Consider the following 14,084-nt stretch of genomic DNA (forward strand, 5'->3'; position numbering starts at 1 on the left):
GGATGGGCCTCCGCGGTCGAGCGGACCAGTTCGGGGCCCGCCGCCTGCCTGCCGGGTTTGGTGGGGGTCGCCCAGATCGGGCCGGTGCAGAAGTAATCGATGTGCTCATCGATCGCGGCGAGTCCGGCCTGCGCGCGATTGTGCGTGGATCGTCCGATCACCACGTCGGGCCCGAGGATTCGGCGGGCGTACCAGGGCGGTAGGTCGCCCTGTCCGAGATGCAGCACGTCGGCGCCGGAGGCGAGCGCGATGTCGGCGCGGTCGTTCACCGCCACCAGCCCGCCGTGCCTGCGCGCGGCGGCCTTCAGCTCGGCCAGCGCGCCGAGTTCGGCCCTGGCCTCCAGCGGGCCGAATTTCGCCTCGCCCGGTGATCCTTTGTCCCTGAGCTGGATGATGTCGACTCCGCCCGCGAACGCCGCTTCGGCGAACTTGGCCAGATCGCCCTTCTCCCGGCGTGCGTCGGTGCAGAGATACAGCCGCGCGCTCGCCAGACGCTCCCGCGGCGAGGCGGGTCGATTCGGGTGGGAGGGTTGCACGCCTTCGACGGTAGCCGCGCTACCGTGGGGATGCGAAACAGGAGGCAGGTGGATCGGATGCGGACTCTGGCCGTCGTCGGTGGCGGCGCCGTCGGGCTCGCCGTGGCCTGGCGGGCCGCCGAGGCCGATTGGTCGGTCACCCTGTTCGATCCGGCCGTCGCGACCGGCGCTTCCTGGGTCGCCGGGGGCATGCTCGCACCACTGTCGGAGGGCTGGCCCGGCGAGGACGCGGTGCTCGCGTTCGGCGCGGCGTCGCTGGCCCGCTGGCCGGAGTTCGCCGCCCGCCTGGCGGCCGTGACCGGTGCGGCGGTCTTCGTGGCCGACCGGACCATGACCGTCGCGCTGGACGCGGCCGACGCCGCCGACCTGCGCACCGTCGCCGACTGGGTCGGTGCGCGCGGGCACGAGCTGCGCCTGCTGGACCGCGCCGGAGTCCGGGAGCGGGAACCGAGCCTGGCCCGAACGGTGCGCGCGGGGCTGCTCGCACCCGCCGAACCCGCGATCGACAATCGCGAGCTCGTCGGCGCGCTGCGGCGGGCGGCCGAAGCGGCGGGCGTCACGGTGCGCGCCGAATCCGTAGACTCGCTGGCGGAACTTCCGCACGACCAAGTCGTGCTCGCCGCCGGTGCCGCGTCGGCGAGGTTGTGGCCCGAGCTGCCGGTCCGCCCGGTCAAGGGCGAGATCCTGCGCCTGCGGCGACGGCCCGGGGTCGCTCCCGCGCCGCGCGGCGTGATCCGCGCCCGGGTGCACGGGCGGCCGGTCTATCTGGTGCCGCGCGCCGACGGGATCGTCGTCGGAGCCACCCAGTACGAGGCCGGTTTCGACACCGCGGTCACCGTCGCGGGCGTCCGCGACCTGATCGCCGACGCGGAGGCGGTGTTCCCCGGCATCGGCGAATACGAGCTGGCCGAGGCGAGCGCCGGTTCCCGGCCGGGCAGCCCGGACAACCTGCCGCTGATCGGCCGGCTCACCGACCGGATCGTCGCGGCCACCGGACACGGCCGCAACGGCATGCTGACCTTGCCGCTCACGGTGGACGCGGTGGCGAGCCTGCTCGGCGGGGCAACGCTGCCCGAAGCGGAAGTAGCCGACCCGCAACGGTTTTCGACGACTGTAGGAGGAATACGATGACGCTGTCATCCGTCCCCATCGGTGTCACGGTGAACGGCGACGAGCACGAGTTCGCCGAGCCGCTCTCCGTGCGCGAGCTGCTGGAGCGCCTCGAGCTGCCGTGCCAGGGCGTCGCGCTCGCGGTGGACGGCGCCGTGTTCCCCAAGTCGCGCTGGGACGAACCGGTCGGGCGCGGCTGGCAGATCGAGGTGCTGACGGCGGTCCAAGGTGGCTGAGGCGGCGACGGCATCCGGGCACGCCCCGCTGCGGATCGCCGACCGCGAGTTCGGTTCCCGGCTGATCATGGGCACCGGCGGCGCGGAGAACCTCGCGGTGCTGGAGGAGGCGCTGATCGCCTCCGGTACCGAGCTGACCACCGTGGCCATGCGGCGCATCGATGCCGCGGGCGGCACCGGCGTCCTCGATTTGTTGAAGCGCCTGGACATCGCGCCCCTGCCGAACACGGCGGGTTGCCGCACGGCGGCCGAGGCGGTGCTCACCGCGCAGCTGGCGCGCGAGGCGCTGGACACCGACTGGGTGAAGCTCGAGGTGGTCGCCGACGAGCGCACCCTGCTGCCCGATCCGATCGAATTGCTCACCGCCGCCGAACAACTGGTCGACGACGGCTTCGTCGTGCTGCCCTACACCAACGACGACCCGGTCCTGGCCCGCCGCCTGCAGGACGCGGGGTGCGCGGCGGTGATGCCGCTCGGCGCGCCCATCGGCACCGGCCTCGGCATCGGCAATCCGCACAACATCGAGATGATCGTCGCGGACGCGCAGGTGCCGGTCATCCTGGACGCGGGCATCGGTACCGCGAGCGACGCCGCCCTTGCCATGGAACTCGGCTGCTCGGCTGTCCTGCTCGCGACGGCCGTGACCAGGGCGCGCCGCCCCGAATTGATGGCCGCCGCCATGGCGGACGCGGTCCGCGCCGGATACGCGGCGCGCTTGGCGGGGCGTATTCCGAAGCGGTTCTGGGCGCAGGCGTCGTCCCCCTCGCTGTGAGGGGGACGCTCGCGATCATCTGCCGGTCGATGTCGTCGGTGCGACCCGCGCTGCGCTGATGCGCACGCGCTGCCGACGGCCGCGGGTCTCCCCGCGCACACCGGGACGATGTGGTCCCGGCTTCATCCGGCCTCCTCGGTCCCGACCCCGCCCCGGACCGGTCGGGCACGCGGTGACACCACCGGGTGGGTGATTCCGGTTCGGAGCGAGGGGCAAGCGAGACGTTTTCGGCGCCGCGGGTGCGCGGCTCAGCCGTTGACGAAAGAGAGGTTCGCCGCGTCGTAGCGGGTGCCCGCGACCTGCTCGGGCGGGGCGGCGGCCTCGATGGCGGCGAGGTCTTCCGGAGACAGCTCGACGGTCAGTGCGGCGAGGTTCTCCTCCAGGTTCCGCTGCCGCCGGGTGCCGGGAATCGGCACCACGTCCTCGCCCCGGTGCTGCACCCAGGCCAGAGCGAGCTGGCCCGCGGTGATTCCCTTGGCCTCGGCCAGCTCGTTCAGCTTCGCGACGATCGCCAGGTTCCGTTCGAGATTGCCCTCGGCGAAACGCGGCTGGCTGCGCCGCACGTCGGTTTCCGCCAGCCCTTCGACCGAGTTGTACCGGCCGGTCAGGAATCCGCGCCCGAGCGGGGAGAACGGGACCAAGCCGATGCCGAGCGCACGGCACACCGGGGCGATCTCGGTCTCCAGGTCCCGGGTCCACAGCGACCACTCGCTCTGTAGCGCCGCGATCGGGTGCACCGCGTGCGCCCGCTGGATGGTCTGCGCGCTTGCCTCCGACAGTCCGAGGTGGCGCACCTTTCCGGCCCGCACCAGCTCGGCCATGGCTGCGACAGTCTCCTCGATCGGGACCTGCGGGTCGACCCGGTGCAAGTAGTAGAGGTCGATGTGGTCGACACCGAGACGGCGCAGCGATGCCTCGCACGCCTGCCGCACGTACGCGGCGTCGCCGCGGATCCGGGTGGGCTCACCCAGGCGGTTGGCGAAGCCGAACTTCGTTGCCAGGACCACCTCGTCACGGCGGCCCGCCACGGCCCGCCCGATCAACTCCTCATTGTGCCCGGCACCGTAGAAGTCGGCGGTGTCCAGGAGAGTCACTCCCGAGTCGAGGGCGTGGTGCAGCGTCGCGATCGACTGCTCGTCGTCCGCGGCGCCGTAGGCGTGACTCATGCCCATGCAACCCAAACCCTGTGCGGAGACCGTCAATTCGCCGAGCTGCCGAGTGGAAACGTCGATCATGCTGCTACCTCCTGAACTCGATTTCGTCGCCCCCGACGCTAAAAGCTGGAGCACACTCCATGTCAACCGCGCGATCGCTGCGGGACGGCAGTCATTCGGCGGTGCACCCCACAACGCGCGCCACCATTCGACTCCAGTGGATGAACCGGCCGGGGTCAGCGGTGGTAGCGCGTGCGCGCGCGGTTGTAGGCGGTGGTCAGAAGGTCGCGGATTTCCTGGTGGGTTCGGGTGCCAGGGTTCACTACCGCTAACCAGCCTGCTGAGGCGTAGACGGGGTGGGGGATGACGGTGTCGGTGACGCTGGGGTCGAGGTCGGCGGGCAGTTCTCGGGGGGTGTGGCCGGTCCAGTGGGTGAAGGCTTCTTTTCCGGCGGCGATGTTGACGCGGAATGCGTCCGGGCGGTCCAGGCGGGAACCCTCGTCGCCCGGGTAGTCCTTCGTCACGATGGTGGCGAAGGGCTGCGTGGCCTTCGGCACTTCGCCGCTCGGCGAGTAGTAGAAGAACGTGTCGCCCCAACTGATCTCTGGGGAGCCGTCGCCCGGTTCCGGGCGAAGAGTCAGGACGCCGTCGAGGGCGGATACGAAACCGATGATCTCGTCGATGCTCATGTGCTTCAGCGTTTCATTAAGGTGCTTGTGGAGACTTTGACGCGGATATCGAGGAACAACAGGGTGACAACTCTCAACTCGGCCATGCGCACGGTCGATGTCGCGCGGCGTGCCGGGTACTCGGTGCAGCAGATTCGCAACCTGGAGCGGGACGGGGTGCTGCCGCCCGCGTCGCGCACGGCGGCGGGCTATCGCGGATACGGGGAGATCCACCTGCGTTCCGCGCTGGCCTACCGCGCGCTTGCGGCGGGCGTCGGTCCCGTCGAGGCCAAGCGAATCATGCGGACCGTGCACGACGGCCCGATTCCGGAGGCGCTCGCCCTTCTCGATGCGGCGCACGCCGGGCTGCACCGCGAGCGGGCCGATCTCGAGCTGGCGAAGCGGGCGGCCGCGGCGATCTCGGCCGAGCCGATCGATGACGTTCGTCCGTCGGATTCGATGAGTGTGTCCGAACTCGCCGCCGCGCTCGGCGTACGCCCGTCCACACTGCGGCACTGGGACGCCGAGGGTCTTGTCGTTCCGGACCGCGTCACCGCATACGGGACGCGGCGGTACGCACCGTCTCAGGTTCGGGATGCCCGGATCGTGCACCAGCTCCGCAGGGCCGGCTACCGCGTCGACACCCTCCGGATCTTGCTGCCCGAGCTGCCGCGCGGCCACCGATCCGAGGACGTGGCAGCCGCGCTGTCGGCTCGAGACGCGAGCATCACGGCTCGCTCCCGCGCCCTTCTCGACGCGGCCGCCGCGCTCACCGCCGTGCTCGGGCTCGCGGCGAACTCGCTTCCCTGATCCGGCCGCGGATTGCCGAGTGGCTGGCAACCCCGCGCCGCAATGTTCTCTTAAGCCTCCGGGAAGGCCGCTCGCGCACGATAAGAAAGAACGGTTGTGTCGGCAGGAGGACGGCAATGGAAGCGGGATTGCTCTTCGGCGCGCTGATAGCGGTGATCATGCTGCCGTTCGTCGTCCTGTTGGCCGTGGTGGTGCCGCTGGGGATACGCGCCGAACGGGCTCGCAAGGCGACGCTGCGGCAGTGGGCGACGGCTCGGGGATGGACGTTCGCCGAGTCCAGCCGCGCGCACTGGACCGCACGTCTGCCCGGCCGGAACTCGCGCGGGCTCGGCGTGACCATGAGCGGGCAGCTCGGCGGCCGATGGGTGACGGTGGCCGACTATTCGTATCAGACGTCCACCTCCAGCAGTCCTTCGACGACCAGCACGACGACGACCACCACGCATCGCTTCATCGTGGTGCTGGTGCTGCTGGATCGGGCGTACCCGCCGATCGCGGTGGTCTCTCGTGGTCTGCTGTCGCAGCTCGGCCGCGCGATCTTCGGCGACAAGCCGACGGCGACCGGCAATGTGCTGTTCGACGCGCAGTACCGGATCGTCACGCCGGACCCGGCCTGTGCCGAGGCGCTGGTGGGTCCGCTGCTGATCCGAGCGCACATCGCCAAGGCGGTCCCGCACTGGAGCATCGTGGGGGCCGAACTCCTGACCTGCGTCCCGACCTCGCGGAAGCTGCGTGATCCGAACCTGATCCCCGGTTACGTCGCGCCGCTCCTGCACGTCGCCGAGCTGCTGGGCCGCTGATCCGGGGCAGACCGACCCTCGTCATCCTCGAGGATGACCCGACTCGCCACCAATTACCGACGCGCGACGCCGCGATCTACGGAATGCTGGGCGGCATGATCGAGCTGAGAGGCCTGACCAAGCACTACGGGCAAACCGTAGCGGTGCAGGACCTGACCTTCACCGTTCGTCCCGGACAGGTGACGGGATTCCTCGGGCCGAACGGCGCGGGCAAGTCGACCACCATGCGGATGATCCTCGGATTGGACAAGCCCACCGCGGGCACCGCGCTGATCCAGGGCAAGCCGTACCACCAATTGGACCATCCGCTGCGCACCGTCGGCGCGCTGCTGGACGCGAAGTGGGTGCATCCGAACCGCTCGGCGCGCGCCCACCTGGAATGGATGGCCGCGTCCAACGACATCGCCAAGTCCCGGGTGGAGGAGGTGCTGCGGCTGGTCGGCCTGTCCGAGGTGGCGGGCAAGTCGGCGGGCGGCTTCTCCCTTGGCATGTCGCAGCGGCTCGGCCTGGCCGGCGCGCTGCTGGGCGACCCGGAGGTGCTGCTGTTCGACGAGCCGGTCAACGGCCTCGACCCGGAGGGCATCCTGTGGATCCGCCGGTTCATGCAGCGGCTGGCCGCCGAGGGACGCACGGTGCTGGTCTCCAGCCATCTGCTGTCGGAGATGGCGCAGACCGCCGAACACCTGGTGGTGATCGGGCGCGGCAAGCTGATCTCGGACTCGACCACCCAGGAGTTCATCGAACGCGCCTCCGAGCAGTCGGTGCGCGTGCGCAGCCCGCAGCTCGACCAGTTGCGCAGCGTGCTCACCTCCAACGGCATGACCGTCCGCGAGGACGGCGCGGGCCCCGACGGCCCCGCCCTGGTGGTGGCGAATGTGACCAGTGACGCGGTCGGCAAGCTGGCGGCTGAGAACGAGATCACGCTGTTCGAGCTGGCCCCGCAGCGCGCCTCGCTGGAAGAGGCGTTCATGCGGATGACCGGCGGCGCGGTGGAGTACCACGGCGAAGGCTTCGACCCGGCGGCGGCTCGGGTCACCACGAAGGGCCCCGCGGACGGCGGTCCCTACACAGCGATGGGAGGTGCGCTCTGATGGGCGTGCTGGCAGCGGAACGAATCAAGCTCACCTCCACCAGGTCGCCCTGGTGGTGCTCGGTGATCGTGGTCGCCCTTGCGCTCGGCATGGCCGCGCTGCTCGCCTCGGTGGCGCGCGCGTCCTACGGCACCGACGGCGCGATCGAACTGACCGTCTCCACCGCGGTGGCGGGCATCAGCGGCTTCGGCGTGATGGTCCTGATGATCATGGCCACCCTGACCGTGACCAGCGAATATCGCTTCGGCATCATCCGAACGACGTACCAGGCCACGCCGCATCGGGCGAAGGTCATGCTGACCAAGGCCGGGCTGGTCGCCGTGTACGGCGCGGTGCTCACCTTCGTCCTGGTGTTCCTCGCCTACTTCGTGGCCAAGGCCCTCGGCGGTGCGGAGGCGGGCGCCACGCTGACCCTGTCCAGCGCGCAGGACTGGCGCGAGGTCTACGGCATCCCGATCTACGCGTTCCTGTGCGTGTTCCTCGCGGTCGGCGTCGGCGTGCTGGTGCGCCAATCCGCCGCCGCCATCTCGCTGATCGTGCTGTGGCCGCTGCTCATCGAGGGTCTGCTCGGGGCGTTCGGCAGCTTCGGGCGCAATGTCACCCCGTTCCTGCCGTTCGCGAACGCGAACCACTTCTTCAGCTCGGCCGCGTCCACGGCCAACTGGCATTGGGGACCGTGGGGCAGCCTGGTGTACTTCACCGCCTTCGTCGCGATCGTGTTCGGCGCGGCCCTGGTCGTGGTGAACCAGCGCGACGCTTGACCTGCCGCGAGGCAGCCGCCAGCTACCCGAGTCGCCTTCCCTCGCCACTCGGGTGGTAGGGGCGCCGACCTTGTCGGGAGGTCCGGCGCTCCGCCCCACCGCCCGCCACTGCCCGGCGGCGGTGCGACGACCGGCCCGGTGCGAATGCTCGCGCCGGGCCGATCGTGCGTGTGAACATCGAGGAAACTATGCCGCCTGCGGCTTCCGAGACCTGTTCTCGGCCGAGTAGCCTCGATTCAGCAACCAGCTCGTTATCCATCGCTGGGCCCGACGATGTGCTCGCTGAGGTTCGCAGCGGAGGTGGCACATGGTGATGATCGGTAACACGTCCACGTCTGGTCGGCTGAGATACCCTCGGGGCGTGAGTGAAACACCTTCTGGCGGCGCCGAGCCGGGGTCGGGGGCGCAGGCCGAGGGAGGCGTACCGCCCGAGGTGGTCATTCCGTTGGAGCCGTCCGACGCGTTCGATGCTCCCCGCCGATCCGGCGGATCCCGCCGTGGCCAGCTGTCCGCGCTGGTGAGCGCGGCGAATCAGCGGGCGGATCTGATCGGCATGTTGCGCAAGGCGCGCCAGCAGCTGCCCGGTGATCCCGCCTTCGGAGACCCGCTGTCGGTCTCGGGGCCCGGTGGCGCGCGGGCGGTCGCGCGGGCGGCGGACAGGCTGGTCGGTGACACGCCGAGCGCGGCGCGCGAGATCGGTTTCGGCGCCTTGCAGGTCTGGCAGGCGGCGTTGGAGCGCGTCGGACGCGGTAAAGGTAGCCAGGAAATAACTGTCATGTTCACCGACCTGGTGGCCTTCTCGCGCTGGTCGCTCTCCGCCGGTGACGAGGCCACTCTCGAACTGCTGCGCAAGGTGGCCAAGGCCATCGAGCCGCCGATCGCCGAGCGTGGGGGTCAGGTGGTCAAACGCATGGGCGACGGCGTGATGGCGGTGTTCCCCTCGGCGGACCGCGCGGTGCGCGCCGCCGTGACCGCCAAGCGCAACCTGGCCGACGTGCAGGTGCGCGGCTACACCCCGCAGATGCGGATCGGTTTGCACACCGGTTCCCCGCGCGAGATCGGGGGCGACTGGCTCGGGGTGGATGTCACGATCGCGGCCCGGGTCATGGAGGCGGGCGGCAACGGCAACACGATGATGTCCGAGGTCACACTGCGGGAGCTGCCGCCGGAGACGCTCGCGGAATTGGGCTTGGTGGTCAAGCCGTATCGCCGCAGCCTGTTCGCGGCCCCGCTCAGCGGCGTCCCCGAGGATCTGCGAATCTTCCGGCTGTCGAAGGGCTAGGCGGCTGCCGAGTTCTTCGCTCGGCTCAGACGAGCCACCAGGCCAGCGCGCCACCCGCCGCGAGGAGGGCGCAGACCGCCAGCGCGATCGACAGCGGGCGGGCCGTCTTCCAAGTGGTGTAGGCGCCGCCGAGCAGGAACCCCGCCAGGGCGAACAGAATGATCACGGTCACGTCGCTGGACACTGTGCCCATCTTGCTCCAGTGGGCTCGATTGCCGCCGCGCGGGTGGCGGGGTCGTTGCCTCCGCAATTAACAAGCACGCATGCTTGCTTTTTTCTGGCGCTGGTGTGATGCTGGTCGCGGAACGCGGACTTCACGGGTGCGGCATGCGGCTCATCCTGACGGTTCGCCGCACAGGAGGCATTCCCGCTGATGAGCAGTATGCTGGCCGCCGACCCGGAGGTACTCCGGATCGGCAACTGTTCCGGCTTCTACGGTGATCGGCTCAGTGCCATGCGCGAGATGCTCGACGGCGGGCAGCTCGACGTGCTCACCGGCGACTATCTCGCCGAGCTGACCATGCTGATCCTCGGCCGGGACCGGATGAAGGACCCGGACCTCGGCTACGCCAAGACCTTCGTCAAGCAGGTCGAGGAATGCCTCGGCCTGGCTTTGGAGCGCAACGTGCGCATCGTGGCCAACGCGGGCGGCCTGAACCCGGCGGGCCTTGCGGAAAAGCTGCGCAAAGTCGCCGCCGACCTCGGGCTGGACGCGAAGATCGCGCACGTGGAAGGCGACGACCTGGTGGCGCGCGCCGCCGAACTCGGTTTCGGCGCGCCGCTGACCGCCAACGCCTACCTCGGCGCGTGGGGCATCGTCGAATGCCTGAACGCGGGCGCGGACATCGTGGTCACCGGCCGGGTCACCGACGCGTCGGTGATCGTCGGCCCGGCCGCCGCGCATTTCGGCTGGGGCCGAACGGATTACGACCGGCTGGCCGGAGCGGTGGTGGCCGGGCACGTGATCGAGTGCGGCACCCAGGCCACCGGAGGGAACTACGCCTTCTTCACTGAGCTGGCCGATCTGGGCAGGCCGGGCTTTCCGATCGCGGAGATCCGCGCCGACGGCAGCAGCGTCATCACCAAGCACCCGGGCACCGGCGGCGCGGTCACCGTGGACACCGTCGAGGCCCAGCTGATGTACGAGATCCAGGGTCCCCGCTACGCCGGGCCCGACGTGACCTCCCGACTGGACACCATCCGGCTCGACCAGGACGGTGCGGACCGGGTGCGGATCAGCGGCGTCGCCGGTGAACCGCCGCCGCCGCGGCTCAAGGTCTCGCTGAACACCCTCGGCGGTTTCCGCAACGAGATGGAGTTCGTGCTCACCGGCCTGGACATCGAGGCGAAAGCGGAACTGGCGCGACGCCAGCTGGAAGCCTGGCTGCCGACCCGGCCCGCCGAGCTGACCTGGACCCTGGCGCGCCTGGATCGTCCGGACGCGGAGACCGAGGAGCAGGCCAGCGCGCTGCTGCGCTGCGTGGTTCGCGACCCGGACCCGAACAAGGTCGGGCGCGCGTTCTCCAATGTCGCCGTGGAACTGGCGCTGGCCAGCTACCCGGGATGCAGTTTCACTACTCTGCCGGGCAACGGATCTCCGTACGGCGTGTTCACGCCCGGGTTCGTCGACGCCACCGAAGTGCCGCACACGGCGGTGCTGCCGGACGGCGCGCGGGTCGCCGTCGCGCCCGCCTCGGAGACGGCCGAACTCGCCGACCTCCCCGATCCGCCCGCGCCGGAACCATTGCCCGCGGGGGAAACCCGCCGGGCGCCGCTGGGGACGATCGCGCTGGCCCGCAGTGGCGACAAAGGCGGTGACGCCAACGTCGGCGTCTGGGTGCGCACCGACGAGCAATGGCGCTGGCTGGTGCACGCGCTCACCGTCGAGCGGGTGAAAGAGCTACTGCCGGAAGCGGCTTCGCTGAACGTCACCCGGCACGTGCTGCCCGATCTGCGGGCGCTGAACTTCATCATCGAAGGCCTGCTCGGTCAGGGCGTGGCCTATCAGGCCCGCTTCGACCCGCAGGCCAAGGGACTCGGCGAATGGCTGCGGTCCCGTCACCTCGACATTCCAGTGGAGCTGCTGACATGACGAAACTCTGGGAAACGCCGGAACGACGCGAATTACGCGCCACGGTGCGTGGCTTCGTGGAACGCGAGATCCTGCCGTACCTGGACGGCTGGGAGCGCGCCGGGGAGATCCCGCGCGAGCTGCACAAGAAGGCGGGCGCGCTCGGCCTGCTCGGCGTGCAGTTCCCGGAATCCGCTGGCGGTTCCGGCGGCGACGGCGTGGACGCGATGATCGTCTGCGAGGAGATGCACCAGGCAGGCGCCTCCGGCGGGCTGTTCGCCTCGCTGTTCACCTGCGGCATCTCCGTGCCGCACATCATCGCCTCGGGCGACGACGAGCAGATCGAGCGCTGGGTGCGGCCGACGCTGGCGGGCGAGAAGATCGGCTCGCTCGCGATCACCGAACCCGGTGGCGGGTCGGACGTCGGACACCTCACCACCACCGCGCGCCGCGACGGCGACCACTACATCGTCAACGGCGCCAAGACCTACATCACCTCCGGCGTCCGCGCCGACTTCGTGGTCACCGCGGTGCGCACCGGTGGACCGGGCTCCGGCGGCATCTCGCTGCTCATCGTCGACAAGGACACTCCCGGGTTCACGGTCAGCCGCAAACTGGACAAGATGGGCTGGCTGGCCTCCGACACCGCCGAGCTGTCCTACGTCGACGTCCGGGTGCCGGTGGCGAACCTGGTCGGCCCGGAGAACTCCGGCTTCTTCCAGATCGCGGGCGCGTTCGTCAGCGAGCGCGTCGGCTTGGCGGTGCAGGCGTATTCCAGCGCGCAGCGCTGCCTGGACCTCACCCTGGAGTGGGTGCGCAACCGCGAGACCTTCGGCCGTCCGCTGATCAGCAGGCAGGCGGTGCAGAACACGGTCACCGAGATGGCGCGGCGCATCGACGTGGCCCGCGTCTACACCCGCGATGTGGTGCAGCGCAGCGCCGAAGGCGAGACCGACTTGATCGCCGAGGTGTGCTTCGCCAAGAACACCGCGGTGGAGGCGGGCGAGTGGGTGGCCAACCAGGCCGTCCAGCTGTTCGGCGGTCTCGGCTACATGCGCGAATCCGAGATCGAGCGCCAGTACCGGGATATGCGCATCCTCGGGATCGGCGGCGGCACGACCGAGATCCTCACCGGCCTGGCGGCGAAGCGATTGGGGTACCAGTCATGACCATTCTGCGCAGTACCCTGGACACCGCCGCGCCGGAGTACGAAGCGGCCGCCGACGCCATGACGGCCAAGCTCGCCGAGGTGGAGGCGGAGTTCGCCAAGGCGATCGCGGGCGGCGGGCCGGACAAGCTGGCCCGGCATCGCAAGCGCGGCAAGCTGACCGCGCGCGAGCGGATCGAACTGCTCGTCGACGAGGACTCGCCGTTCCTGGAGCTGTGCCCGCTGGCGGGCTGGGGCAGCGAATTCCACGTCGGCGCCAGCACCATCGCCGGGATCGGGATCGTGGAGGGCGTCGAGTGCATGATCGTCGCGCCCGACCCGACCGTGCGCGGCGGCACCTCCAACCCGTGGACGCTGCGCAAGACGTTGCGGATCAACGACATCGTGCGGGAGAACCGGCTGCCGGTGATCTCGCTGGTGGAATCCGGCGGCGCGGACCTGCCCACGCAGAAGGAAGTGTTCGTCCCCGGCGGCCGGATGTTCCGCGATCTCACCCAGGCGTCGGCGGCGGGCATCCCGACCATCGCGCTGGTGTTCGGCAACTCCACCGCGGGCGGGGCCTACATTCCCGGCATGTCCGACCACGTGGTGATGATCAAGGAGCGCTCCAAGGTGTTCCTCGGTGGTCCGCCGCTGGTCAAGATGGCCACCGGCGAGGAGTCCGACGACGAATCGCTCGGCGGCGCCGACATGCACGCGCGGGTCTCCGGGCTCGCGGACTACTACGCGCTCGACGAGCAGGACGCGATCCGGATCGGCCGCTCCATCGTCCGGCGGCTGAACTGGCGCAAACAGGGCCCGGCCCCGCGCGCCGAGGTGATCGAGCCGCGCTACGACCCGGAGGATCTGCTCGGCATCGTGCCGTCGGACCTGAAGATCCCGTTCGACCCGCGCGAGGTGATCGCCCGCATCGTGGACGACTCGGACTTCGACGAGTTCAAGCCGCTCTACGGCAGCAGCCTGGTCACCGGATGGGCCGAACTGCACGGATATCCGGTCGGCATCCTGGCCAACGCGCGCGGTGTGCTGTTCTCCGAGGAGTCGCAGAAGGCCACCCAGTTCATCCAGCTGGCGAACAAGACGAACACACCACTGCTGTTCCTGCACAACACCACCGGCTACATGGTGGGCAAGGAGTACGAGCAGAAGGGCATCATCAAGCACGGGGCGATGATGATCAACGCGGTCTCCAATTCGAAGGTGCCGCACATCTCGGTGCTGATGGGCTCGTCCTACGGCGCGGGCCACTACGGCATGTGTGGCCGGGCCTACGACCCGCGTTTCGTCTTCGCCTGGCCCAGCGCCAAATCCGCCGTGATGGGCGGCGCGCAGCTGGCGGGCGTCATCTCGATCGTCGGCCGGGCCGCCGCGGAGGCGAAGGGCCTGCCGTTCGACGAGGAGGCCGACGCCGGGATGCGCGCCATGGTGGAGGCGCAGATCGAGGCGGAGTCGCTGGCGATGTTCATGTCCGGGCGGCTCTACGACGACGGCGTCATCGACCCGCGCGACACCCGCACCGTGTTGGGAATGTCCCTGTCGGCCATTCACAACGCCCCGATCAAAGGCGCCGACGGCTTCGGCGTCTTCCGAATGTGAGGCCGGATATGACTGCATCGCAGGGCGAT

At 70.0% G+C, this 14,084-nt stretch carries 15 protein-coding genes; 11 read left to right on the forward strand and 4 right to left on the reverse strand.

The annotated features are described in order from the left end of the window. Positions 1–536 (reverse strand): thiamine phosphate synthase (locus tag HOV91_RS00005; RefSeq protein ID WP_174183304.1); only part of this gene is annotated, 536 nt, incomplete at its 3' end. Positions 537–593: 57 nt separating this feature from the next. On the opposite strand from HOV91_RS00005, the gene thiO reads away from it, so the two are divergent. The 3 genes from thiO to HOV91_RS00020 are packed head-to-tail and all read left to right on the forward strand — an operon-like array spanning position 594 to position 2,654. Continuing rightward, the gene (gene thiO, locus HOV91_RS00010) at positions 594–1,667 is read left to right on the forward strand and encodes a glycine oxidase ThiO (protein ID WP_174183305.1); all 1,074 of its coding nucleotides are present in this window, start codon (positions 594–596) and stop codon (positions 1,665–1,667) included. Next, positions 1,664–1,882 (forward strand): sulfur carrier protein ThiS, encoded by a 219-nt coding sequence (gene thiS, locus HOV91_RS00015; RefSeq protein WP_174183306.1) that lies wholly within the window; start codon positions 1,664–1,666, stop codon positions 1,880–1,882. Before thiO ends, thiS begins: the two co-directional genes overlap by 4 nt. Further along, positions 1,875–2,654 (forward strand): thiazole synthase, encoded by a 780-nt coding sequence (locus HOV91_RS00020; protein ID WP_174183307.1) that lies wholly within the window; start codon positions 1,875–1,877, stop codon positions 2,652–2,654. The genes thiS and HOV91_RS00020 overlap by 8 nt, the downstream gene beginning before the upstream one ends. A 248-nt stretch (positions 2,655–2,902) precedes the next feature. On the opposite strand, the gene HOV91_RS00025 is transcribed toward HOV91_RS00020, so the two are convergent. Further along, positions 2,903–3,889: an aldo/keto reductase gene (locus tag HOV91_RS00025; protein WP_174183308.1), complete on the reverse strand. Its 987-nt coding sequence runs from the start codon at positions 3,887–3,889 to the stop codon at positions 2,903–2,905. 155 nt (positions 3,890–4,044) lie between these two features. After that, a complete protein-coding gene (locus tag HOV91_RS00030) occupies positions 4,045–4,497 on the reverse strand; it encodes a DUF6194 family protein (protein WP_174183309.1) in 453 nt (150 codons plus the stop codon). Between the two features lie 63 nt (positions 4,498–4,560). Here HOV91_RS00030 and HOV91_RS00035 point away from each other — a divergent pair, with 63 nt between their 5' ends. The 5 genes from HOV91_RS00035 (at position 4,561) to HOV91_RS00055 (ending at position 9,220) form a co-directional block, all read left to right on the forward strand. Then, positions 4,561–5,286: a MerR family transcriptional regulator gene (locus HOV91_RS00035; protein WP_312884403.1), complete on the forward strand. Its 726-nt coding sequence runs from the start codon at positions 4,561–4,563 to the stop codon at positions 5,284–5,286. Between the two features lie 116 nt (positions 5,287–5,402). Further along, entirely contained in the window at positions 5,403–6,086 is a 684-nt protein-coding gene (locus HOV91_RS00040) for a hypothetical protein (RefSeq protein WP_174183310.1), read from the forward strand. Positions 6,087–6,181: 95 nt separating this feature from the next. Continuing rightward, positions 6,182–7,177: an ABC transporter ATP-binding protein gene (locus HOV91_RS00045; protein ID WP_246349614.1), complete on the forward strand. Its 996-nt coding sequence runs from the start codon at positions 6,182–6,184 to the stop codon at positions 7,175–7,177. Continuing rightward, the gene (locus HOV91_RS00050) at positions 7,177–7,938 is read left to right on the forward strand and encodes an ABC transporter permease (RefSeq protein WP_174183312.1); all 762 of its coding nucleotides are present in this window, start codon (positions 7,177–7,179) and stop codon (positions 7,936–7,938) included. The genes HOV91_RS00045 and HOV91_RS00050 overlap by 1 nt, the downstream gene beginning before the upstream one ends. A 361-nt stretch (positions 7,939–8,299) precedes the next feature. Next, positions 8,300–9,220: an adenylate/guanylate cyclase domain-containing protein gene (locus tag HOV91_RS00055; RefSeq protein WP_438822615.1), complete on the forward strand. Its 921-nt coding sequence runs from the start codon at positions 8,300–8,302 to the stop codon at positions 9,218–9,220. A 25-nt stretch (positions 9,221–9,245) separates the two neighbouring features. Here HOV91_RS00055 and HOV91_RS00060 read toward each other — a convergent pair whose 3' ends face one another. Then, positions 9,246–9,413 (reverse strand): CG2302 family histidine operon protein, encoded by a 168-nt coding sequence (locus HOV91_RS00060; RefSeq protein WP_498072309.1) that lies wholly within the window; start codon positions 9,411–9,413, stop codon positions 9,246–9,248. Between the two features lie 180 nt (positions 9,414–9,593). Here HOV91_RS00060 and HOV91_RS00065 point away from each other — a divergent pair, with 180 nt between their 5' ends. From HOV91_RS00065 to HOV91_RS00075, 3 genes are read left to right on the forward strand one after another with little or no spacing between them, the layout of a single operon-like run. Then, entirely contained in the window at positions 9,594–11,312 is a 1,719-nt protein-coding gene (locus tag HOV91_RS00065; protein WP_438822616.1) for an acyclic terpene utilization AtuA family protein, read from the forward strand. After that, positions 11,309–12,460 carry an acyl-CoA dehydrogenase family protein gene (locus HOV91_RS00070; RefSeq protein ID WP_174183313.1) on the forward strand — a complete coding sequence of 384 codons (1,152 nt, stop codon included), beginning with the start codon at positions 11,309–11,311 and terminating at the stop codon, positions 12,458–12,460. Before HOV91_RS00065 ends, HOV91_RS00070 begins: the two co-directional genes overlap by 4 nt. After that, positions 12,457–14,055: an acyl-CoA carboxylase subunit beta gene (locus HOV91_RS00075; protein WP_174183314.1), complete on the forward strand. Its 1,599-nt coding sequence runs from the start codon at positions 12,457–12,459 to the stop codon at positions 14,053–14,055. The genes HOV91_RS00070 and HOV91_RS00075 overlap by 4 nt, the downstream gene beginning before the upstream one ends. The last annotated feature ends 29 nt before the right edge of the window (positions 14,056–14,084 follow it).

Source organism: Nocardia barduliensis, assembly GCF_013315795.1.
In the GTDB taxonomy this organism is placed as follows: domain Bacteria; phylum Actinomycetota; class Actinomycetes; order Mycobacteriales; family Mycobacteriaceae; genus Nocardia; species Nocardia barduliensis.